We start from the raw sequence: 21,775 nt of genomic DNA, 5'->3' as shown, positions 1-21,775 counted from the left end.
CGCATTAGCGCCGCTTTTTTTATTCACTTAACTTGTGCTCAGGGCTGCGTTATCTTTAAACTTCTTTACATAAGGCAAGGCAACAGCGTGTATGCCTTTCTATACTGAAGGAAAGCCCCAGCGTGATGGGCATGTCGTAAGAAAACAGGGGGCAAGGGATGTTGCTAAAGAAAATACGTGGTCGTCAGCTGTCAGCGCTAAGCTTATGCCTGTCAGTGATGTTTGCTCCACTGTTCACCGCTCAGGCCGACGAGCCTGAAATCGTACCGACAGACAGCTCCGCGACAATGGGCGCGCAGCCGACGTCGCTGACAATGCCGCTGGACCAGTCTCCGGCGACGGCCATTATGGCCGGGATCAGGCCGCTGCCGGAAGGCATCGACATCGAATCACTCCGCCAGCAGCTTTTAGCAGGGCTGCCTTCCGGGTATACGCCCGCCTACATTAATCAGTTAACGCTGCTGTATGCGGCACGCGATATGAAACCTATGTGGGATAATCGCGATGCGGTACGCGCTTTCCAGCAGCAGCTGGCGGAGGTCGCCATTGCGGGCTTCCAGCCGCAGTTTACGGCGTGGGTTGAACTGCTGACCAATCCTGCCGTGACCGGCCAGGCGCGTGACGTCGTGCTGTCTGATGCCATGATGGGCTATCTTCAGTTTGTTGCGGGTATTCCGGTCAACGGCAATCGTTGGCTGTACAGCGATAAACCTTACAAACTGGCCACGCCTGCACTCTCGGTAATTAACCAGTGGCAGCTGTCGCTGGACAATGGCGAATTGCCGCGCTTTATCGCAAGCCTGACGCCTGCGCATCCGCAATATGCCACGATGCATCAGTCGTTGCTTGAGCTGGTGTCGGACTCGCGACCGTGGCCGCAGCTGCGCGCCACGTCCACGCTTCGTCCTGGGCAGTGGAGTAGCGATGTCCCGACGATCCGTGAGATTTTAAAACGCGCTGGTATCCTGGACGGGGGCCCTAAAATTGCGCTTCCCGGCGACGATCCGCAAGGCGCCGTCGTTAGCCCATCGGCACCGGTGAGCGAGAAGAAAGCCGTTGCATTGAGCAATAAGCCGGCAGCCTACGATCGTGAGCTCGTCGCTGCGGTGAAACAATTCCAGGCCGCACAGGGGCTGGGCGCTGATGGCGTTATTGGTCAGTCAACCCGCGACTGGCTGAACGTCTCTCCGGCGCAGCGGGCAGGGGTGCTGGCCCTGAATATTCAGCGCTTACGTTTGCTGCCGGGCACGCTTTCTACCGGAATTATGGTTAATATTCCCGCCTATTCTCTGGTCTATTATCAGGACGGCAACGAAAAGCTGGCGTCTCGCGTCATCGTGGGTCGTCCGGATCGTAAAACTCCGATGATGAGCAGTGCGCTCAATAACGTGGTGGTAAACCCGCCGTGGAACGTGCCGCCGACCCTGGCGCGTAAGGATATTCTGCCTAAACTGTGGAACGATCCGGGGTATCTTGAGCGTCATAACTATACGGTGATGCGCGGCTGGAATAGTAAAGAGGCGATCGATCCCTATATGGTCGACTGGTCTACCATTACGGCCTCTAACTTGCCGTTCCGGTTCCAGCAGGCACCCGGTGCGCACAACTCGCTGGGTCGCTATAAGTTCAACATGCCAAGTTCGGATGCAATTTATTTGCACGATACGCCGAATCACAACCTGTTCCAGAAAGACGCGCGTGCGCTCAGCTCGGGGTGTGTTCGTGTGAATAAGGCCTCTGACCTGGCCAATATGCTGTTACAGGATGCGGGCTGGAACGATACGCGCATTTCGGATGCGCTTAAACAAGGCGATACGCGCTACGTGAATATTCGACACAACATTCCGGTCAATCTTTACTATCTGACGGCGTTTGTTGGCGAAGACGGGCGCACCCAGTACCGTACAGATATTTACAATTACGATCTCACGGCGCGATCCGGCGCACAAATTTTGCCAAAAGCTGAACAATTAATCAGGTAAATGAAGTAGTTCGGGAAAAATGATTGTCGTAAGTTATGGTGAATACGGGCCGATCTGGCTGTAGGCCGCGTATTTACTGGGATTGGGCGCCTTGACGCGGGCTGTATTGCCAGTTAAGGTGCCCTTCGTGCGCTAAGCATATTTACGATAACATTGACCTGTAGACCTGATTATCATGGACAAATTTGACGCTAATCGCCGCAGACTGCTGGCGTTAGGTGGTGTTGCGCTCGGCGCAGCGGCCATCCTTCCGACGCCAGCATTTGCCACCCTCTCGACACCACGTCCGCGTATCTTAACGCTCAACAATCTCCATACTGGTGAGTCGCTTAAGGCGGAGTTTTTCGATGGCAGAGGCTATATTCAGGATGAATTAGCAAGACTAAACCATTTTTTCCGTGACTTCCGCGCGAATAAAATCAAAGCCATCGACCCAGGATTATTCGATCAGCTATTCCGCCTTCAGGGGATGCTGGGTACCCGCAAGCCGGTGCAGCTCATTTCTGGATACCGTTCCCTCGATACCAACAATGAACTGCGCGCCCACAGCCGTGGGGTAGCGAAGAAAAGCTATCACACGAAAGGGCAGGCGATGGATTTCCATATTGAAGGCGTTTCGTTAGCCAATATACGCAAAGCTGCGTTATCTATGCGCGCAGGTGGTGTAGGATATTACCCACGTAGCAACTTTGTGCATATTGATACCGGGCCGGTTCGGCACTGGTAATAACGAAACACAGGAGCAGTATGAACTATCGTATTATTCCGGTTACCGCGTTCTCCCAGAACTGTTCATTGATCTGGTGTGAACAAACCAAACTGGCCGCGCTTGTCGATCCCGGCGGTGACGCTGAGAAAATCAAGCAGGAGGTCGCTGCAAGCGGCGTAACGCTGATGCAGATCCTCCTCACGCATGGTCATCTTGACCATGTGGGTGCTGCGGCTGAACTGGCTGAATACTACGGTGTGCCGGTTATCGGCCCGGAAAAAGAAGATGAGTTCTGGCTGCAGGGGTTACCTGCCCAAAGCCGCATGTTTGGCCTTGATGAGTGTCTGCCATTGACGCCCGATCGCTGGCTAAACGAAGGAGAGCGCGTTAGCGTAGGGAATGTGACTTTACAGGTGTTGCATTGCCCTGGGCATACGCCGGGCCACATCGTCTTCTTTGATGACCAGTCGCGTCTGCTGATTTCCGGCGATGTGATTTTCAAAGGCGGCGTAGGGCGCAGCGACTTCCCGCGTGGCGATCACGGTCAGCTGATTCAGTCGATTAAACAGAAGTTATTGCCGTTGGGCGATGATGTGACGTTTATTGCCGGCCACGGTCCGATGTCGACATTGGGCTACGAACGGCTGCACAACCCGTTCCTTCAGGATGAAATGCCTGTCTGGTAAATCGAATTAAATAAAAAAGCCTGCGCGATGCAGGCTTTTTTGTGGGCGCAGATTAGAGTACGGCGACAATGGCTTCGCACAGCGGCGACATGTTGTCCGGCGTCATGCCCGCAACGTTCACGCGGCCAGAGGCCACGGCGTAAACGCCGAACTCTTCGCGCAGACGCAGTACCTGCTCTTTGGTCAGGCCGCTAAAGGAGAACATGCCGTTCTGCTTGATGATGAAGCTAAAGTCACGATCGGCACCTTTTTCGGCCAGCGTGCTCACGAACAGCAGACGCATACGCTGAATGCGCTGACGCATGTCGTTCAGCTCTTGTTCCCAGATTGCGCGCAGCGCGTCGTTGCTCAGGATAGTGGCAACAACTGAGGCACCGTGTGCCGGTGGGTTAGAGTAGTTAGCACGGATCACGGACTTCATCTGGCTGAATGCGCGGTCAACGGTTTGCTCGTCGGCGGCAACCAGCGTACAGGCGCCTACACGCTCATTGTACAGGCCAAAGTTCTTGGAATAAGAGCTCGCAACGATCAGTTCCTGATGCACGGCGGCGAACGCGCGCAGGCCTTCTGCATCTTCTTCCAGACCGCGGGCAAAGCCCTGATAGGCGAAGTCGAACAGCGGCAGCCAGCCTTTTTCAACGGACAGCTTAGCCAGTTGCTCCCACTGCTCCAGCGTCGGGTCAATACCCGTTGGGTTATGGCAGCAGCCGTGGAACAGCACCACATCACCCGCCTGCGCTTCATTCAGGCTGGCCAGCAAGCCGTCAAAATCCAGAGAATGATTTGCTGCGTCATAGTACGCATATTCACACACTTCCAGACCCGCAGAGTTAAAGACGCTCTTGTGGTTTGGCCAGCTTGGATTGCTCACCCACACGCGCTTAGCTGAGGTATTTTTCGCAAGGAAATCCGCCGCGACGCGCAGAGCACCGGTACCGCCAGGGGTTTGCGCCGTACGAGCGCGTTTGCTGCTTACAATCGCGCTGCCTTTACCGAACAGCAGTTCCTGAGTGCAACGACCAAACTCGGGGATACCATCAATACCGAGGTAGTTTTTGGTGGTTTCATTTTCCAGCAGGTACTGCTCTGCCTTTTTGACGCTGGTCAGAACCGGGGTTTTGCCGGTTTCATCTTTATATACACCAATACCCAGGTTGATTTTGCCTGGGCGGTCGTCGGCACGAAACAGATCGGCCAGGCCCAGAATTGGGTCGGCAGGAGCGGCGGTAATGTTCTCAAACATGACGAAGTTCCATTGTGATTACAGAAGTGAAATCCGCTATCAGGTTAACGGTAGATTTACAAAATGCCAACCGTTTGCGACGAAAAGCGTGCGGCTTTTCAAAAGTCGCCATTTTTTTCTATCAGACATAAAAAAACAGGGCCGAAGCCCTGTTCATTAAGCATATAACAACGTGGTGTACTGATTAGAACTGGTAGGTAACAGCCATTGCAACCTGGTCGTCTTTACCGTTCACGATACCCACGCTACGAGAGTAGTCGGTGTCGTCGATCAGGTTCAGCTGGTAGTCAACATAGATGTTGAGGTTTTTGTTGAAGTAGTAAGTTGCACCGATTTCAACGAATTTCTGCAGGTCAGCATCGCCGCCAGCGAAGGTGCCGCGCTGCTCAAGGTTTTTACCTTTAGACTGTACGTAAGCAACGGATGGACGCAGGCCGAAGTCGAACTGGTACTGAGCGATAACTTCAAAGTTCTGCGTTTTGTTCGCAAATGTGCCGTCGCCTTCGCGAGTCATGTTGCGGGTTTCTGCATAGGTGGTTGCCAGGTAGATGTTGTTCGCATCGTATTTAGCACCAACAGCCCATGCTTCAGCTTTCTCGCCTTTGCCATCAGCTTCCTGAGCGTTAGTACGGTCAGAGTTGCTGTATGCGCCGATCAGGCCGAAACCTTCACCGAATTCATAACCCAGGGAGGTACCGACGCCGTCACCGTTAGAGGTTTTAACATCGTCACGCTCGTTTTTACCCTGGTACTGCAGGCCCAGGCTCAGACCGTCAACCAGACCGAAGAAGTCAGAGTTGCGGTAGGTCAGCAGGCCGGTGCTACGGCCGGTCATGAAGTTATCAGAGTAGTTAGCCCAGGTCATGCCGGAGAAAGATGGCGCCATATCGGTGTAGGATTCAACATCGTATACGATACCGTAGTTACGGCCGTAGTCGATAGAACCTGCATCACCGGCTTTCAGGCCTGCGAACGCCAGACGGGTACGCTGAGTCTGGTTGCTTTCTGCCTGGCTTGCCAGAGCACGGTATTCCCACTGGCCGTAACCGGTCAGCTGGTCATTGATTTGAGTTTCGCCTTTGAAACCGATCTGCGCATAGGTCGCGTCGCCGTTGGAGGTGTTGTCACCAGAGGTAACGAAGTCGTGCTCACCAACCACTTTTCCGTACAGATCTAATTTGTTGCCGTTTTTGTTATAGATTTCTGCAGCGTTAGCTGCACCGGCTACCAGCAGGGCAGGGATTACCACTGCCAGGATATTGCGCTTCATCATTATTTATTACCCTCATTGGTTTTTTTTTATGACACTCGCCACCGCCGTCAATAAATTCTGTCAATAAATATTTCCGGAACTATTGATGAGAGTTTGGTGTCTTTATGTATCTGACAGGCATCTTTCCATTCATAGAAGCGTTTCGCTACAGTGAAAGTGCTACAATCCTCAAGATTCAGTAACAAAAAGCAATTATATGTAACTGAATGTGTATTTTGAGGAACTTTGTGAAGCACCTCAAATTTCAGACCAACCTGGCGAATTAAACAGCTCCTTCATTCCTATATATATGAATTGCTTATATTTAATTTGGCTAAAGGCAAATCGTATCAACAGAAGCTAAACGTCCCGATTTTTCTTATGGCCGGAAAGAGACTTCTGGATGGCTGTGAAATCGGTTTAAATTTGTGCTAATGCGTAAGGAATGTATTAAGCGCAATAAGAATGGGGTTTATTTTTTGTTCGCAGATATTTCGTGGAAACAAAACGTAACAGGTAGAGGGAATGACGGGGTTGTAGTTTAAAGATGCTGACTTTCAACTGACACTAACTGACAATGCAGGATAAAATAATGGCCAGCATCGGCTGGCCATGAGGAATTGTGTAGCTTAGAAGCTTGCGTTACGCGGAGTACGAGGGAACGGAATCACGTCGCGCACGTTCTGAACACCCGTGACGTAGGCGATCAGGCGTTCGAAGCCCAGGCCAAAGCCCGAGTGCGGTACGGTACCGTAACGGCGCAGGTCGCGATACCAGCTGTAGTCAGCCGGGTTCAGCCCCATCTCTTCCATACGCGCATCCAGAACGTCCAGACGCTCTTCACGCTGGGAACCACCGATAATTTCACCGATACCCGGCGCCAGCACGTCCATCGCCGCGACGGTTTTACCGTCTTCGTTAAGGCGCATGTAGAAGGCCTTAATGTCTTTCGGATAGTTTTTCACGACAACCGGCGCTTTGAAGTGTTTCTCGGCGAGGTAACGTTCGTGCTCGGAGGAGAGGTCCACACCCCAGTAAACCGGGTTCTCGAAGGTTTCGCCGCATTTCTCAAGGATAGCGACCGCATCGGTGTAATCCACCTGCGCAAAGTCAGCCGAAACAAAGCGCTCAAGGCGGGCAACGGCGTCGCTGTCTACGCGCTCAGCGAAGAATTTCATGTCGTCAGCGCGTTCTTCAAGAACGGCATTAAACACGTACTTCAGCATCGCTTCTGCCAGGCCGGCAACATCATTGAGGTCCGCAAACGCCACTTCCGGCTCCAGCATCCAGAATTCCGCCAGGTGACGGCTGGTGTTAGAGTTTTCAGCACGGAAGGTTGGGCCGAAGGTATAGATCTTAGACAGCGCACAGGCATAGGTTTCGCCGTTGAGCTGGCCGGACACCGTCAGGAAGGCCTCTTTACCAAAGAAGTCTTTGTCGTAGTCCACTTTGCCTTCCGGCGTACGCGGCAGGTTTTCCATATCCAGCGTCGAAACGCGGAACATTTCACCAGCACCTTCGGTATCGGACGCGGTGATCAGCGGGGTAGAGACCCAGAAGTAACCCTGCTCGTCAAAGAAACGATGCAGCGCCTGCGCCAGCGTATGACGCACGCGGGCAACTGCACCAATCAGGTTGGTGCGCGGGCGCAGGTGAGCGACTTCACGCAGGTATTCGATACTGTGACGTTTTGCCGCCATTGGGTAAGTATCCGGATCTTCAACCCAGCCGGTCACTTCGATAGCCGATGCCTGAATTTCGAAACTCTGGCCCTGGCCCGGTGATGCCACGACAACACCGGTAACGATAACGGAACAACCCGTTGTCAGGTGCAGAACGTCATCATTGTAATTGGGCAGAGAATTATTAATGACGGCCTGTACTGGATCAAAGCAGGAACCGTCATAGACGGCAAGGAAGGAGATACCAGCTTTAGAATCTCGACGAGTACGCACCCATCCGCGCACGGTGACTTCTTGGTCAACGGCGACGCGGCCCTGGAGTACGTCGGCTACAGGCACAACGCTCATAAATATTCTCTCTGTTAATAGTCGGAAAAAATAACCACTTGTCCGCCCACATAGGGGGGATATCTATGTTACCTGGCATCTGCCATCAGACAAGCAGATTTCGCAGTCAAAAGAGAAGAAATAAGAAATAAATAAGAAGAAAGGGAGCCTTAAAGGCTCCCGCAAGCCGTTAGCTGGCTTTTTTGACCTGAGGAAGATCGAAGGCTTTGCGTAATGCGCGAACGAAGGCTTTGTCGTGACAGATCGTTTTGCCCGGGCTGTCGGAAAGTTTTGCCACCGGCTTGCCGTTACATTCCACCAGCTTAATGACGATGTTCAGAGGTTTAACCTGAGGAATATCACAGGATAAACGGGTGCCAATGCCAAAGCTCAGATTCACCCTTGAAGAGAAGTGACGATACAGGTCGACGGCTTTGGCCAGGTCGAGGTTATCAGAGAAGACCAGCACCTTGCTCATGGGGTCGATACCCAGCTTCTCGTAATGGGCGATAGCCTTTTCACCCCATTCGACCGGATCCCCGGAATCATGGCGTAATCCTTGATAGCGCTCGGCGAACTCAGGACCAAAATCACGCAGGAATGCATCCATCGTGATGCAGTCGGTGAGCGCGATCCCCAGCTGGTCAGGGTACTCCTCCAGCCAGGCGGCCAGCGCGGCGCGCTGACTATTGGCAAGGTCAGGGCTGATTTGCTGATGCGCCTGGAACCATTCGTGCGCCTGGGTACCCATTGGCGTCAGGTTCAGCCGGCGCGCCAGATCGTAGTTGCTGGTGCCCACAAACCACGTTTCCTGCTGCAAGCGTTCAACAATCGCCTGCTGAACTTCGCGAGAGAAGCGGCGGCGCGTGCCGAAGTCCATCAGGCGGAAGCGGGACATATCCAGGCCTTCGGTCAGCTGGGAGAATTCAACGAGTTTATTTTCGAGGGAGGCAACCGCCTGCTCGACGCCGGTTTCCGGGGAGCGGTAGCGGTGGGCCAGCTCGCTGATGACGGCCAGCAGCGGAACTTCCCACATAATCACTTCACGCCACGGACCTTCAAGGCGGATATTCAGCTTGCCGTTATCATTGGTCACGGTGACCTGCTGCGGGTTGTAGCGGAAGTCGCGCAGCCAGTTGAGATAGTCGGCTTTGAAGAAGGGCAGGCCCGAAAGCCACTGATATTCGTCGTCCTGCAGCGCCAGATGCTGCATAGCATCGACCTGTTCACGAATGGAATCTGCGTAGATACCCAGCAAGTCGTCGCCCCGGCAGCGAAACTCAGCCGCAACATGGACGTCATGGTAATGGTGAAAAACGGCTTGCTGCATATGCAGTTTATACGCGTCGGTATCCAGCAACGTATGCAGAACAGGAGAAGCGAATTGAGTCATAGGTGCGCAGTAGCATCCTCTCACGGGAGCGTTTAGTACAATAAACAACTCCGGAGTATACCTGTTTTAGTGATTTATTGAACCCCGATCACAACATAAGCTGTCTTTAGGGTCGAGGGCATTTTGTGCCCCGTGTTATACAAATGTAGCGAAAAAGGTGTTTGTACCTGAAAAGATGAACATTCTGCATAGCGCGTTTTACACAACAGGAATATATTGAAACGTTACTCGACAAACGATGCATAAGGTTTTCTATGACACAACAGCCACAAGCTAAATACCGCCACGACTACCGTGCGCCGGAATACCTGATTAGCGATATCGATCTGACTTTTGACCTGGATGCCGCGAAAACCGTTGTGACGGCGGTAAGCCAGGTGGCGCGCCAGAGCGCGACCGCAGTCCCGCTGCGTCTTGACGGCGAAGACCTGACGCTGGTTTCACTGCATATTAATGATAAAGCCTGGACCGACTATAAAGAAGAAGGCGGCCAGCTGGTCATTAACAACCTGCCGGAACGCTTTACGCTGCGCATCGTGAATGAAATCAGCCCGTCCGCCAACACCGCGCTGGAAGGGCTTTACCAGTCGGGCGTGGCGCTGTGCACGCAGTGTGAAGCCGAAGGTTTCCGCCACATCACATGGTATCTCGACCGTCCGGACGTGCTGGCACGCTTTACCACCAAAATTATCGCCGATAAAACCCTGTACCCGTTCCTGCTCTCCAACGGTAACCGCGTCGGTGAAGGCGAGCTGGAAAATGGTCGTCACTGGGTGCAGTGGCAGGATCCGTTCCCGAAACCGTGCTACCTGTTTGCGCTGGTGGCGGGTGATTTCGACGTGCTGCGCGACACCTATAAAACTCGCTCAGGTCGCGACGTGGCGCTGGAGCTGTTTGTTGACCGCGGCAATCTTGACCGCGCGCCGTGGGCGATGACCTCGCTGATTAACTCCATGAAGTGGGACGAAGAGCGCTTCGGCCTGGAGTATGACCTCGACATCTATATGATCGTCGCCGTCGACTTCTTCAATATGGGCGCGATGGAGAACAAAGGCCTTAACGTCTTTAACTCCAAATACGTGCTGGCGCGTACCGATACCGCGACCGATAAAGACTACCTCGATATCGAACGCGTGATTGGCCACGAGTATTTCCACAACTGGACCGGTAACCGCGTTACCTGCCGCGACTGGTTCCAGCTGAGCCTGAAAGAGGGTCTGACCGTCTTCCGCGATCAGGAGTTCAGCTCCGATTTGGGTTCACGCGCGGTTAACCGCATCAACAACGTGCGTACCATGCGCGGCCTGCAGTTTGCAGAAGATGCCAGCCCGATGGCGCACCCGATCCGTCCGGATAAAGTCATCGAGATGAACAACTTCTACACCCTGACGGTGTATGAGAAGGGTTCAGAGATTATCCGCATGATCCACACCCTGCTGGGCGAAGAGAACTTCCAGAAAGGGATGCAGCTTTACTTCGAGCGTCACGACGGCAGCGCGGCCACCTGCGACGACTTTGTGCAGGCAATGGAAGACGCGTCCAACGTCGATCTCTCCCACTTCCGCCGCTGGTACAGCCAGGCCGGTACGCCGATTGTGACCGTTAAAGACGACTACAACCCGGAAACCGAGCAGTACACGCTGACCATCAGCCAGCGCACGCCGCCTACGGCCGAACAGGAAGAGAAACATCCGCTGCACATTCCGTTCAGCATCGAGCTGTACGATAACGAAGGCAAAGTCATCCCGCTGCAGAAGGGCGGCCACCCGGTTCACCACGTGCTGAACGTGACCCAGGCAGAGCAGACCTTTATCTTCGATAACGTCTACTTCCAGCCGGTTCCCGCCCTGCTGTGCGAGTTTTCCGCGCCGGTGAAGCTGGAGTACAAGTGGAGCGATCAGCAGCTGACGTTCCTGATGCGTCACGCGCGCAACGATTTCTCCCGCTGGGACGCCGCGCAAAGCCTGCTGGCAACCTACATCAAGCTTAACGTTAACCGCCATCAGCAGGGCCAGCCGCTGTCGCTGCCTGTCCACGTGGCCGATGCGTTCCGCGCCATCCTGCTGGACGAGAAGATTGACCCGGCGCTGGCGGCGGAAATTCTGACGTTGCCATCAGCCAGCGAAATCGCCGAGCTGTTTGACATCATCGATCCGATCGCCATTGTGGCGGTGCGTGAAGCGCTGACCCGCACGCTGGCCACCGAGCTGGCGGATGAGTTCCTCGCGATTTACAACGCCAACAGGCTGAACGAGTACCGCGTGGAGCACGCTGATATTGGTAAGCGTTCCCTGCGCAATACCTGCCTGCGCTATCTGGCCTTCGGTGAAGGGGAGCTGGCAAACACGCTGGTCAGCAAGCAGTACCATGACGCCGACAACATGACGGATGCCCTGGCTGCCCTGGCCGCAAGCGTTGCCGCAGAGCTGCCGTGCCGCGATGCGCTGATGCAGGAGTATGATGACAAGTGGCACCAGGATGGCCTGGTGATGGACAAATGGTTCATTCTGCAGTCCACCAGCCCGTCAGCTAACGTACTGAGCACCGTGCGTAGCCTGCTGAAACACCGCTCGTTCACCATGAGCAACCCGAACCGCGTGCGTTCACTGATAGGCGCGTTTGCCAGCAGCAACCCGGCCGCGTTCCACGCGGAAGACGGCAGCGGCTATCAGTTCATGGTGGAAATGCTGACCGAGCTGAACAGCCGCAACCCGCAGGTGGCGTCTCGTCTGATAGAGCCGCTGATCCGCCTGAAACGCTACGATGCGAAGCGTCAGGCGAAAATGCGCGCCGCGCTTGAGCAGCTGAAAGGGCTGGAAAATCTGTCTGGCGATCTGTACGAGAAGATTGCTAAAGCCTTAGCGTAATACGAAAAAGTGCCCGGTGGGCAGGTAAAAGCAAAACGGCAACCTCGGTTGCCGTTTTTAGTTTTTTCTCCCTCTCCCCGTGGGAGAGGGCCGGGGTGAGGGCATCAGGCATTAGCCGTAATCAACGCCCGCTCATTCACCCCGCGCTTCATCACCCGATCCAACACTTCCGCCTCCAGCTCCGCCAGTCTTGCCGACCCCACGCGGCGAGGGCGCGGAATATCTACGGTAAGATCCAAACCAATTTTGCCTTCTTCTATTAACAGCACGCGGTCGGCCATCGCCACGGCTTCGCTGACGTCATGCGTCACCAATAGCACCGTAAACCCGTGTTCCTGCCATAGCGAGGCAATTAAATCCTGCATCTCTATTCGCGTCAGGGCATCGAGCGCGCCGAGCGGCTCATCGAGCAGCAGCAGGCCAGGGCGGTGTATCAGCGCCCGCGCCAGCGCCACGCGCTGCTTCTGCCCCCCGGAGAGCGCCGCAGGCCACTCCCCGGCACGATTTTCCAGGCCTACAGCTGCCAGTGCCTGACGTGCGTTATCCCGCCAGTTTCCTTTTAGCCCCAACCCGACGTTGTCGATAACCGTTTTCCACGGCAGCAGGCGCGCGTCCTGAAACATCATGCGTGTATCATCCTGAATATTCGCAAGCGGGGTATTACCTGCCAGAATGTCTCCGCCGTTAGGGGCTTCCAGACCGGCAAGAAGACGCAGCAAGGTACTCTTGCCTCCGCCGCTGCGCCCGACAACGGCAACAAACTGCCCGGCGGGAATGTGCAAATCCAGCGCATTAAGGATGGTGTTTTCGCCGTAGCGTTTGGTGATACCGTTCAGAAGCAACGGTGTACCCTGGTTCAGTCGGGCGGTATTCATGCTTTAGCCTCCTGAGTGGTGTAGGCCGGGTTCCAGCGCAGCCAGCTGCGTTCAAGCAGCTGGGCGCTCACGTCGGCGAGTTTGCCGAGCAGGGCATAAAGAATAATGGCAACCACCACCACGTCCGTTTGCAGAAATTCGCGGGCGTTCATGGCCAGGTAGCCAATACCCGAGTTAGCCGAAATGGTTTCCGCCACAATCAGCGTCAGCCACATCAGGCCGAGCGCGAAGCGAATGCCCACCATAATGGAGGGCAGGGCGCCCGGCAGGATGACGTGGGTGAAGAGTGCAAAACCGGATAATCCATAGCTGCGCGCCATCTCCACCAGGCCCCGGTCGATGTTGCGGATACCGTGCCAGGTATTGATGTAAATCGGGAACAGCGTCCCCAGCGCCACGAGGAAAATCTTGGCGCTTTCATCAATGCCAAACCACAAAATGACCAGCGGGATCAGCGCCAGATGCGGCACGTTTCTCAGCATCTGAATAGAGGTGTCCAGCAGCCGCTCGCCCCAGCGGGAAAGGCCGCTGATAAGCCCCAGGACCAGCCCAATACTTCCACCTATCGAAAAGCCGATCGCCGCACGCCAGGAGCTGATCGCCAGGTGCTGCCACAGCTCGCCGCTCGCGCTCAGCGACCAGAATGCTTCTACTACGCCCTCCGGAGAGGGCAGAATGCGGCTGGACAGCCAGCCGGTTGACGATGCGAGTTGCCAGACGGCAATAATGCCGATGGGCAAAAACCAGGGGGCAGCACGCAGCAGCCATTTTTGCGAGGTGGCGGACATGGCGACTCCTTAACTTTGTGCGGCTTTGCGCGGGATAAATTCGTTGGCCACGGCTTCGCCCTGAAGCTGGAGCTGCTGCGGCTGCGGAATTTCCGGGATGGCGACATCCAGGTGCGGGAACAGCAGCTCGCCCACCTTGTAGGCCTCTTCCAGATGCGGATACCCGGAGAGAATAAAACTGTCGATGCCCAGGTCCGCGTATTCATTAATACGCGCCGCGACGGTTGGGCCATCGCCCACCAGCGCCGTGCCCGCGCCGCCGCGTACCAGGCCTACGCCCGCCCAGAGATTGGGGCTAATTTCCAGGTTTTCACGCTTGCCGTTATGCAGTGACGCCATCCGGTGCTGCCCAACGGAGTCGGTTTTCGCAAACGCGGCCTGCGCTTTCGCGATGGTGTCATCATCAAGATGTGAGATCAGGCGGTCAGCGGCCTGCCAGGCTTCTTCATTGGTTTCGCGCACAATCACGTGCAGGCGAATGCCGAAGCGTACCTTACGCCCGTGCGCCGCGGCTTTGGCGCGCACCTGCTCAATCTTCTCCTTGACCAGTTCCGGCGGCTCGCCCCAGGTCAGATAGAGGTCAACCTGCTCGGCGGCGAGATCCTGCGCCACGTCCGACGAACCGCCGAAATAGAGAGGCGGGCGCGGCTGCTGAACCGGCGGGAAATAGAGCTTCGCATCGCGAACGTGAATATGTTTGCCTTCAAAGGTCACGGTTTCCCCTTCAAGAAGACGACGCCAGACGCGGGTGAACTCGGCTGAGGCTTCATAGCGTTCGGCGTGGTCGAGGAACACGCCGTCGCCCGCCAGCTCCTGCGGATCGCTGCCTGTGACCAGATTAAACAGCGCGCGTCCGTTGGAAAGCCGGTCCAGCGTCGCCGCCTGGCGCGCAGCGACGGTAGGCGAGACCACGCTCGGACGCAGGGCAACCAGGAATTTCAGGCGCTGGGTGACGGGAATCATTGAAGCGGCAACCAGCCAGGCATCTTCGCAAGAGCGTCCGGTGGGGATCAGCACGCCGGTAAAGCCAATTCGGTCTGCAGCCTGCGCAATCTGCTGCAGGTAGCCGTGGTCAACCGGGCGCGAACCCTCTTCTGTGCCAAGATAGTGTCCATCACCGTGGGTGGGTAAAAACCAGAAAAGATTCAGACTCATGATTTTGTTCCTTCTTTGCCAGCGGGCTGCCAGATACGGTCGCGAATATCGACCTTTTTGGGCACCAGACGATTTTGATAGAAAAGGTCAGCGGTTTGTTGCTGAAGGGCAGCGACGTGCGCGTCAACGGGCTTAATGGTGGTCGGCGGACGATGGTCGAGGTAGCTCGCGATAACCGGCTCAGGTAAGCCCATGGTTTTTGCCAGCAGGGAAATGCTCTCCTGACGCTGGCTTTGCGTCAGCGCATCGGCCTGAGTGAAGGTATCAAGCACGCCCTGAATGAATTCACCGTTCTTTTCCGCATACGGTCGTGCGGCCAGGTAGAATGAACCGGTCTGTTTCAGGGTGGTGCCGTCTTTCAGCACCCGTACGCCACCCTGCAGTAACGCGGCGGAGTAGTACGGATCCCAGATTGCCCAGGCATCAACGTTCTTCTGCTGGAAGGCGGCGCGCGCGTCGGCTGGCGTAAGGTATATAGGCTGAATGTCGGTGAACCTAAGCCCGGCCTCTTGCAGCGCGCGCAGCAGCAGGTTGTGCGAGCTGGAACCCTTCTGGAACGCCACCTTATGGCCTTTCAGATCGGCGACGCTTTTAATGTCGCTATTTTCAGGTACCAGAATCACCTCGGCCTTCGGCTTTGCGGGCTCAACCCCGACGTAAACCAGGTCCGCCCCGGCTGCCTGAGCAAAAATAGGAGGAATGTCGCCCGTGCTGCCTAAATCGATACTGCCGACGTTCAATGCTTCCAGCATCTGTGGCCCTGCCGGGAACTCCACCCATGAGAATTTGGTGTCCGGGAAGCGTTTTTCCAGAAGCTGGTGGCTTTTCGCCAGCACCATACTGACGCTGCCTTTCTGATAGCCGATGCGCAGGCTTTCCGGGGCCGTTTCGGCGGCGTGCGCCAGGGAGGAAAGGGCCATCAGTCCTGCCAGACCGATACGGGTTAATGTTTTAAACATGCGCAACTCCTTGGGGTTGACCAAATGCGGGCGCCTGGATATCCCGGCGATGCAGCGCGTGCCAGAAGGTTTCCAGCGCGCTATCGAGGCGGGTTTGCAGGTTCGGCGTAAAGTGGGGTTTGTGTTGATAGTCGATGACCTGTGAATCATCTGCAAAAACGCCGTGCAGGATCTCTTGTGCTTTCAGGGCGTTCAGCACCGGTTTCAGGGCGTAATCCACCGCCAGTAAATGGGCAACCGTGCCGCCTGTCGCCAGCGGCAACACGACTTTGCCGTCCAGCGCGCGCTCGGGAAGCAGGTCCAGCAGGGTTTTCAGTGCGCCAGAAAAAGAGGCTTTATAAATGGGCGTAGCCACAATTAAACCATCAGCCCCTTTGAGCTGTTCGGTCAGGGTGTTAAGCGCGGGGCTGTCGAAACGGGCATAGAGCAAATCTTCAGGTTCGAAGTTATGCAGATTCCAGTGGCACACTTCCACATCCAGAGCGGTGAGCTTTTCGCGAGCGTATTCCAGCAGCGCGCTGGAACGTGAAGGGAACCGTGGACTTCCGGCCAGAGTGATGACGCGCATGTTTGCTCCTTATAACTAATTGTTTGCTTTTATCTAACATTCATAACAATTTTAAGGAGTGTGACATCGTGGGTTTATTCCACTAAATGATTTATCTGCAATTTAAATGCGAAAAAGTGCATAAGAACTGCGCTGCGAGGTAAACGATTGCGTTTAACGTGTTTTTTTTGCCGCAGGTCAATTCCTTTTCCCCGCAGGATCGCACATAATCCCCTCCCGGTTTGCACACCGGGAATCCAGGAGAGTTCATGTACTACCCCTTCGTTCGTAAAGCCCTTTTTCAGCTCGATCCTGAGCGCGCTCATGAATTTACATTCCAGCAGTTGCGTCGCATTACCGGTACGCCTCTGGCCGCACTGGTGCGTCAAAACGTACCGGAAAAACCTGTGCAGTGCATGGGCCTCACCTTCAAGAATCCGCTTGGCCTGGCGGCCGGTCTGGATAAAAACGGCGAGTGTATTGATGCGCTTGGCGCGATGGGGTTTGGCTCCATCGAAATCGGCACCGTTACCCCGCGTCCGCAGTCGGGCAACGACAAGCCGCGTCTGTTCCGTCTGGTTGAAGCTGAAGGGTTAATCAACCGCATGGGCTTCAATAACCTCGGCGTTGATCATCTGGTTGAGAACGTTAAAAAATCCCATTTTGATGGCGTGTTGGGCATCAATATTGGTAAAAATAAAGACACGCCGGTAGAGCAGGGTAAAGATGACTATCTGATTTGTATGGAAAAAGTCTATGCCTATGCCGGTTATATTGCGGTGAACATTTCATCGCCCAATACCCCGGGTTTGCGTTCACTGCAATATGGTGAAGCGCTGGACGATCTCCTTACAGCCATTAAAAATAAACAAACTGAACTGCAGGCGATCCACCATAAATATGTTCCTGTGGCGGTTAAGATCGCACCAGATCTTTCTGTTGAAGAATTGATCCAGGTTGCCGACAGTTTAGTGCGCCATAATATTGATGGTGTGATTGCGACCAATACGACACTCGATCGTTCTCTCGTTCAGGGAATGAAAAACTGTGACGAAATGGGTGGGTTAAGCGGCCGTCCGGTACAATTAAAAAGTACGGAAATTATTCGCGCCCTGTCTGCCGAATTAAAGGGGCGTTTACCCATTATTGGCGTGGGCGGTATCGACTCCGTTATCGCCGCCCGCGAGAAGATGGCGGCGGGCGCATCGCTGGTGCAAATTTATTCCGGCTTTATTTTTAAAGGCCCGCCGTTGATTAAAGAAATCGTTACTCATATCTAATCTTTTCTCCTAAACACGCAACCAGGGCTTTATTTCCAGCCCTGGTTGTTTTATATTCCGTCATTGTTGCTTATTTAGACATTATGGTCTTTTATTAATGTTGTTATAAACGAGGCGGCAAACAGGACAATTTTAGAACAGGGTGTTTGGGGACGGGAGAGACACATGCGAATTAAACCTGACGATAACTGGCGCTGGTATTTTTGCGACGAGCACGATCGAATGATGCTCGATTTAGCCAATGGCATGTTGTTTCGTTCTCGTTTTGCGCGTCGAATGCTGACTCCGGATGCCTTCTCTCCGTCAGGCTTTTGCGTTGACGATGCCGCGCTTTATTTCTCCTTTGAAGAAAAGTGCCGCGACCTGGTGCTTTCAAAAGAACAGCGCGCCGAACTGGTGCTCAATGCGCTGGTAGCCGTCCGTTTTCTGAAACCCCAAATGCCGAAAAGCTGGCACTTCCTGGCGCACGGGATGAACTGGAACCCGGTCACGGGTGACGCGGCGAGCGTGAATCTGAGCGACACGGCCGAAGAGGTTAGTCTGCTGGTGGTTGAGCCTGGCGAAAACGCGGCGCTCTGTTTGCTGGCACAGCCCGGCGTGACGATTGCCGGGCGGATGATGCAGCTGGGTGATGCGATTAAAGTGATGAACGACAGGCTGAAGCCGCAGCTTCGCGTGGATTCATTCAGCCTTGAGCAGGCCGTTTAAGCCTCCAGCTGTACCGAGGTTTTTGGAATACAGCTGCAGCACAGAATCGTTCCGTCCTCGCCAATGGCTGATTTCTTCAGCGCACTGACTTCGCCTTCAACCAGTTTTATCCGACAGCAGCCGCAGATCCCTGCACGACAGGAATACGGCACGCGGATCCCCGCCTGTTCAAGCTGTTCCAGTAAAACCTGCTGATTGTTTCCACGAATGAGTTTACCCTGCCAGTGAATGTCCACTGCCGAACTGACCGCTGTCTCAACGTCGACGAACTCTTCTTCCTGACCTGCGCCGTAAACGCGCGCTGGACCACGGGCGAGAATTTCCACCTCGTCACCCACGCGGATCGTGCCGCTTGAGCGGGGAATGAGGTTCTGACCGAAATCCACATCGCCGTTGTCCTGCGCGGTACGGAACGACTGCAGGGTTTTTAGCGGTTCGCCAGAAGGGTGTTTCTGACCTTTCTCCGGACTCACGGTGGTAAAAATACAGCGACTGCACGGCTTCACCACGTCGAAAATGACGCTGCCGATGCGGATCGTTTTCCAGGTATCCTCTTCCCAGGCTTCTGCGCCGGTTACGACCAGGTTTGGGCGGAACTGTTCCATCTGAACGCTGGCTTTACAGCGGTTCTGCAAATCACGCAGCGAGGCTTCGTTGGTTAGCAGGAAAGGGAAGCCATCGGCGAAGGAGAGCGGAACGGCATCATGGCGTTTGACGCGTCGCGTCAGCTCAGGCCCAACCCAGCGCAGCTGAACCTCACGGGAGAAAAAGCCGCTCAGCCAGGTATTAACGTCAACGGGGGCAATACGTGCGGTAAAGTGGTTACCCCACACTTCCGTTGGCGCGTCGACAGGCGCAAAATCAGCAAAGCGAACGACCGCGCTTGAACCGTCCGGTGCGGTAAGGTGCAAACCGTCATGAAGCGGGGAAGGGGTAAAGCGAACCATTTGCGGGAACTGGCGTGCGGTAATGAACGTACCGTCAGGCTCGGTGACCATAAAAATACGATCGAAGGCAAATCCGCTCATGTCAGCGAGTGCGTGAGAAACGCCGATACCGCGCATGGATTTCACCGGATGAATAAAAAGCCTGGATAACGTCGCCACTGCACACTCCCATAAATGAAAATAAGCCTTCAACTTTATGACATACACGCCATATTAGCTATAATGCGCGACAATTTTCTAAGAGTAAAAGTGACGATATGAATTCTCTGTTTGCCAGTACGGCCCGTGGGCTGGAAGAGCTGTTAAAAACTGAACTGGAAGCCCTGGGCGCGCAAGAGTGCCAGGTAGTTCAGGGTGGTGTCCATTTTGAGGGCGACACGCGGCTTATTTACCAGAGCCTGATGTGGAGCCGCCTGGCGTCGCGCATCATGCTGCCGATGAAAGAGTGCAAGGTCTACAGCGATCTTGACCTCTACACCGGGGTACAGATGATCGACTGGACAGAGATCTTCACCCCGGACGCCACCTTTGCCGTGCACTTCAACGGCGTGAACGATGAGATCCGCAACAGCCAGTACGGCGCTCTGCGCGTAAAAGACGCCATCGTTGACTGCTTTACGCGTAAAAACAAAGAACGTCCGAACGTCGATCGCGAAAACCCCGATCTGCGTATCAACGTCTGGCTCAACGGCGACACCGCCAGCATCTCGCTCGATCTGAGCGGGGCGGGCCTGCATCTGCGTGGTTACCGCGATCGTACCGGCATGGCGCCCATCAAAGAAACGCTGGCCGCCGCGATTGTCATGCGCTCCGGCTGGCAGCCAGGTACGCCGCTGCTCGACCCGATGTGCGGTTCCGGTACGCTGCTGATTGAAGCCGCCATGCTGGCAACCGACCGCGCGCCGGGGCTGCATCGCGGCCACTGGGGCTTTAAAGGTTGGGCCCAGCACGATGAAGAGATCTGGAAAGAGGTGAAAGCGGAAGCCCAGACCCGCGCACGTAAGGGGCTGGCAGAGTACACCTCCCATTTCTACGGTTCGGATAGCGACGCGCGCGTGATTGAGCGCGCCCGGAGCAACGCCCGCCGTGCGGGAATCGGCGAGCTGGTCACCTTCGAGGTGAAAGACGTGGCGAACCTGACCAATCCGCTGCCAAAAGGCCCGTACGGCACCGTTATCAGCAACCCGCCTTACGGCGAGCGCCTTGACAGCGAACCTGCCCTGATCGCCCTGCACAGCCTGCTGGGCCGCAACATGAAAGACTACTTCGGCGGCTGGAATCTCTCTCTGTTCAGCGCCTCACCGGAGCTGCTGAGCTGCCTGCAGCTGCGCGCGGATCGTCAGTTCAAGGCCAAAAACGGCCCGCTGGACTGCGTGCAGAAAAACTACCATCTGGCAGAGAAGGCTGCAGACAGCAAGCCATCCGGCGTAGCGGAAGACTATGCCAACCGTCTGCGCAAGAATCTGAAGAAATATGAAAAGTGGGCGAAGCAGGAAGGCATTGAATGCTACCGCCTGTATGACGCCGACCTCCCGGAATACAACGTGGCGGTTGACCGCTACGCTGACTGGGTTGTCATTCAGGAATATGCCCCGCCGAAAACCATTGATGCGCAAAAAGCGCGTCAGCGTATGCTGGATGTGATCGCGGCGACCATCGCCGTGCTGGGCATTACCCCGAACAAGCTGGTGCTGAAAACCCGTGAGCGCCAGAAAGGTAAAAACCAGTACCAGAAGATGAATGAGAAGGGCGACTTTATCGAAGTGGGCGAGTACAACGCCCGCCTGTGGGTAAACCTGACCGACTATCTTGATACCGGCCTGTTCCTTGACCACCGCATCGCGCGCCGTATGCTGGGCCAGATGAGCAAGGGTAAAGACTTCCTCAACCTGTTCTCCTACACCGGCAGCGCGAGCGTTCACGCCGGTCTCGGCGGCGCGCGCAGCACCACTACCGTGGATATGTCCCGCACCTACCTGGAGTGGGCAGAGCGCAACCTGCGCCTGAACGGACTGACCGGTCGCCAGCATCGCCTGATGCAGGCCGACGTGCTGGGCTGGCTGCGTGATACCGATGAGCAGTTCGATCTGATCTTCATCGATCCGCCAACCTTCTCCAACTCCAAGCGCATGGAGGATAGCTTTGACGTTCAACGCGACCACCTGCGCCTGATGACCGACCTGAAACGCCTGCTGCGTAAAGGCGGCACCATTATGTTCTCGAACAACAAACGCGGATTCCGCATGGATCATGAAGGCTTAGCCACGCTGGGACTGAAAGCGCAAGAAATCAGCCAGAAAACGCTGTCTCAGGACTTTGCCCGTAACCGTCAGATCCATAACTGCTGGTTAATCTCAGCGGTCTGAAAGGAAAAA

17 protein-coding genes are annotated in these 21,775 nt (G+C 55.2%); 7 read left to right on the top strand and 10 right to left on the bottom strand.

Annotation, left to right across the window (positions count from 1 at the left end):
- Nucleotides 1–158 precede the first annotated feature (158 nt).
- The 3 genes from ldtD to D5067_RS15005 all read left to right on the top strand — a co-directional run bounded on the left by ldtD (nucleotide 159) and on the right by D5067_RS15005 (nucleotide 3,377).
- Entirely contained in the window at nucleotides 159–1,982 is a 1,824-nt protein-coding gene (ldtD, locus tag D5067_RS15015; protein ID WP_119934840.1) for a L,D-transpeptidase, read from the top strand.
- 175 nt (nucleotides 1,983–2,157) lie between these two features.
- The gene (gene mepK, locus D5067_RS15010; RefSeq protein ID WP_167456764.1) at nucleotides 2,158–2,709 is read left to right on the top strand and encodes a peptidoglycan L,D-endopeptidase MepK; all 552 of its coding nucleotides are present in this window, start codon (nucleotides 2,158–2,160) and stop codon (nucleotides 2,707–2,709) included.
- A gap of 20 nt (nucleotides 2,710–2,729) precedes the next feature.
- A complete protein-coding gene (locus tag D5067_RS15005) occupies nucleotides 2,730–3,377 on the top strand; it encodes an MBL fold metallo-hydrolase (RefSeq protein WP_119934838.1) in 648 nt (215 codons plus the stop codon).
- 52 nt (nucleotides 3,378–3,429) lie between these two features.
- On the opposite strand, the gene D5067_RS15000 is transcribed toward D5067_RS15005, so the two are convergent.
- The 4 genes from D5067_RS15000 to pncB form a co-directional block, all read right to left on the bottom strand.
- Nucleotides 3,430–4,620: an amino acid aminotransferase gene (locus D5067_RS15000; protein ID WP_119934837.1), complete on the bottom strand. Its 1,191-nt coding sequence runs from the start codon at nucleotides 4,618–4,620 to the stop codon at nucleotides 3,430–3,432.
- Between the two features lie 184 nt (nucleotides 4,621–4,804).
- Complete coding sequence (locus D5067_RS14995; RefSeq protein ID WP_279400996.1) at nucleotides 4,805–5,893, bottom strand: porin; 1,089 nt, start codon at nucleotides 5,891–5,893, stop codon at nucleotides 4,805–4,807.
- Nucleotides 5,894–6,501: 608 nt separating this feature from the next.
- Nucleotides 6,502–7,902 carry an asparagine--tRNA ligase gene (gene asnS / locus D5067_RS14990; protein WP_119934835.1) on the bottom strand — a complete coding sequence of 467 codons (1,401 nt, stop codon included), beginning with the start codon at nucleotides 7,900–7,902 and terminating at the stop codon, nucleotides 6,502–6,504.
- A gap of 169 nt (nucleotides 7,903–8,071) precedes the next feature.
- Nucleotides 8,072–9,274 carry a nicotinate phosphoribosyltransferase gene (gene pncB, locus D5067_RS14985; protein WP_119934834.1) on the bottom strand — a complete coding sequence of 401 codons (1,203 nt, stop codon included), beginning with the start codon at nucleotides 9,272–9,274 and terminating at the stop codon, nucleotides 8,072–8,074.
- Between the two features lie 254 nt (nucleotides 9,275–9,528).
- Between pncB and pepN the strand changes: the two genes are divergently transcribed.
- The gene (pepN, locus tag D5067_RS14980; RefSeq protein WP_119934833.1) at nucleotides 9,529–12,141 is read left to right on the top strand and encodes an aminopeptidase N; all 2,613 of its coding nucleotides are present in this window, start codon (nucleotides 9,529–9,531) and stop codon (nucleotides 12,139–12,141) included.
- Between the two features lie 104 nt (nucleotides 12,142–12,245).
- On the opposite strand, the gene ssuB is transcribed toward pepN, so the two are convergent.
- From ssuB to ssuE, 5 genes are read right to left on the bottom strand one after another with little or no spacing between them, the layout of a single operon-like run.
- Complete coding sequence (gene ssuB / locus D5067_RS14975; protein WP_119934832.1) at nucleotides 12,246–13,016, bottom strand: aliphatic sulfonates ABC transporter ATP-binding protein; 771 nt, start codon at nucleotides 13,014–13,016, stop codon at nucleotides 12,246–12,248.
- Nucleotides 13,013–13,804, bottom strand: a complete 792-nt coding sequence (ssuC, locus tag D5067_RS14970) for an aliphatic sulfonate ABC transporter permease SsuC (RefSeq protein ID WP_119934831.1) — start codon at nucleotides 13,802–13,804, stop codon at nucleotides 13,013–13,015. Before ssuC ends, ssuB begins: the two co-directional genes overlap by 4 nt.
- 9 nt (nucleotides 13,805–13,813) lie before the next feature.
- A complete protein-coding gene (ssuD, locus tag D5067_RS14965) occupies nucleotides 13,814–14,959 on the bottom strand; it encodes an FMNH2-dependent alkanesulfonate monooxygenase (protein WP_119934830.1) in 1,146 nt (381 codons plus the stop codon).
- Nucleotides 14,956–15,918 (bottom strand): sulfonate ABC transporter substrate-binding protein, encoded by a 963-nt coding sequence (locus tag D5067_RS14960; RefSeq protein WP_119934829.1) that lies wholly within the window; start codon nucleotides 15,916–15,918, stop codon nucleotides 14,956–14,958. Before D5067_RS14960 ends, ssuD begins: the two co-directional genes overlap by 4 nt.
- Nucleotides 15,911–16,486, bottom strand: a complete 576-nt coding sequence (ssuE, locus tag D5067_RS14955) for an NADPH-dependent FMN reductase (RefSeq protein WP_119934828.1) — start codon at nucleotides 16,484–16,486, stop codon at nucleotides 15,911–15,913. The genes D5067_RS14960 and ssuE overlap by 8 nt, the downstream gene beginning before the upstream one ends.
- 248 nt (nucleotides 16,487–16,734) lie before the next feature.
- On the opposite strand from ssuE, the gene pyrD reads away from it, so the two are divergent.
- On the top strand, nucleotides 16,735–17,745 hold the full coding sequence (gene pyrD, locus D5067_RS14950) for a quinone-dependent dihydroorotate dehydrogenase (RefSeq protein WP_119934827.1): 1,011 nt from the start codon (nucleotides 16,735–16,737) through the stop codon (nucleotides 17,743–17,745).
- A gap of 165 nt (nucleotides 17,746–17,910) precedes the next feature.
- Nucleotides 17,911–18,453, top strand: coding sequence for a cell division protein ZapC (gene zapC, locus D5067_RS14945; protein WP_119934826.1), 543 nt, complete (start codon nucleotides 17,911–17,913; stop codon nucleotides 18,451–18,453).
- On the opposite strand, the gene D5067_RS14940 is transcribed toward zapC, so the two are convergent.
- Nucleotides 18,450–19,559 (bottom strand): YcbX family protein, encoded by a 1,110-nt coding sequence (locus tag D5067_RS14940; protein WP_119934825.1) that lies wholly within the window; start codon nucleotides 19,557–19,559, stop codon nucleotides 18,450–18,452. The two genes, zapC and D5067_RS14940, sit on opposite strands and share 4 nt — an antisense overlap.
- A gap of 98 nt (nucleotides 19,560–19,657) precedes the next feature.
- On the opposite strand from D5067_RS14940, the gene rlmKL reads away from it, so the two are divergent.
- Nucleotides 19,658–21,766 carry a bifunctional 23S rRNA (guanine(2069)-N(7))-methyltransferase RlmK/23S rRNA (guanine(2445)-N(2))-methyltransferase RlmL gene (gene rlmKL / locus D5067_RS14935; protein ID WP_119934824.1) on the top strand — a complete coding sequence of 703 codons (2,109 nt, stop codon included), beginning with the start codon at nucleotides 19,658–19,660 and terminating at the stop codon, nucleotides 21,764–21,766.
- Nucleotides 21,767–21,775: the final 9 nt, after the last annotated feature.

The organism is Enterobacter huaxiensis (assembly GCF_003594935.2).
GTDB lineage: Bacteria > Pseudomonadota > Gammaproteobacteria > Enterobacterales > Enterobacteriaceae > Enterobacter > Enterobacter huaxiensis.
This window is presented reverse-complemented; position numbering and strand designations above follow the sequence as displayed.

What these genes read in the sequence shown, in the direction of transcription:
- ldtD (WP_119934840.1), top strand. Translation starts at nt 159, where the DNA reads ATGTTGCTAAAGAAAATACGTGGTCGTCAGCTGTCAGCGCTAAGCTTA.
- mepK (WP_167456764.1), top strand. Translation starts at nt 2,158, where the DNA reads ATGGACAAATTTGACGCTAATCGCCGCAGACTGCTGGCGTTAGGTGGT.
- D5067_RS15005 (WP_119934838.1), top strand. Translation starts at nt 2,730, where the DNA reads ATGAACTATCGTATTATTCCGGTTACCGCGTTCTCCCAGAACTGTTCA.
- D5067_RS15000 (WP_119934837.1), bottom strand. Translation starts at nt 4,620, where the DNA reads ATGTTTGAGAACATTACCGCCGCTCCTGCCGACCCAATTCTGGGCCTG.
- D5067_RS14995 (WP_279400996.1), bottom strand. Translation starts at nt 5,893, where the DNA reads ATGATGAAGCGCAATATCCTGGCAGTGGTAATCCCTGCCCTGCTGGTA.
- asnS (WP_119934835.1), bottom strand. Translation starts at nt 7,902, where the DNA reads ATGAGCGTTGTGCCTGTAGCCGACGTACTCCAGGGCCGCGTCGCCGTT.
- pncB (WP_119934834.1), bottom strand. Translation starts at nt 9,274, where the DNA reads ATGACTCAATTCGCTTCTCCTGTTCTGCATACGTTGCTGGATACCGAC.
- pepN (WP_119934833.1), top strand. Translation starts at nt 9,529, where the DNA reads ATGACACAACAGCCACAAGCTAAATACCGCCACGACTACCGTGCGCCG.
- ssuB (WP_119934832.1), bottom strand. Translation starts at nt 13,016, where the DNA reads ATGAATACCGCCCGACTGAACCAGGGTACACCGTTGCTTCTGAACGGT.
- ssuC (WP_119934831.1), bottom strand. Translation starts at nt 13,804, where the DNA reads ATGTCCGCCACCTCGCAAAAATGGCTGCTGCGTGCTGCCCCCTGGTTT.
- ssuD (WP_119934830.1), bottom strand. Translation starts at nt 14,959, where the DNA reads ATGAGTCTGAATCTTTTCTGGTTTTTACCCACCCACGGTGATGGACAC.
- D5067_RS14960 (WP_119934829.1), bottom strand. Translation starts at nt 15,918, where the DNA reads ATGTTTAAAACATTAACCCGTATCGGTCTGGCAGGACTGATGGCCCTT.
- ssuE (WP_119934828.1), bottom strand. Translation starts at nt 16,486, where the DNA reads ATGCGCGTCATCACTCTGGCCGGAAGTCCACGGTTCCCTTCACGTTCC.
- pyrD (WP_119934827.1), top strand. Translation starts at nt 16,735, where the DNA reads ATGTACTACCCCTTCGTTCGTAAAGCCCTTTTTCAGCTCGATCCTGAG.
- zapC (WP_119934826.1), top strand. Translation starts at nt 17,911, where the DNA reads ATGCGAATTAAACCTGACGATAACTGGCGCTGGTATTTTTGCGACGAG.
- rlmKL (WP_119934824.1), top strand. Translation starts at nt 19,658, where the DNA reads ATGAATTCTCTGTTTGCCAGTACGGCCCGTGGGCTGGAAGAGCTGTTA.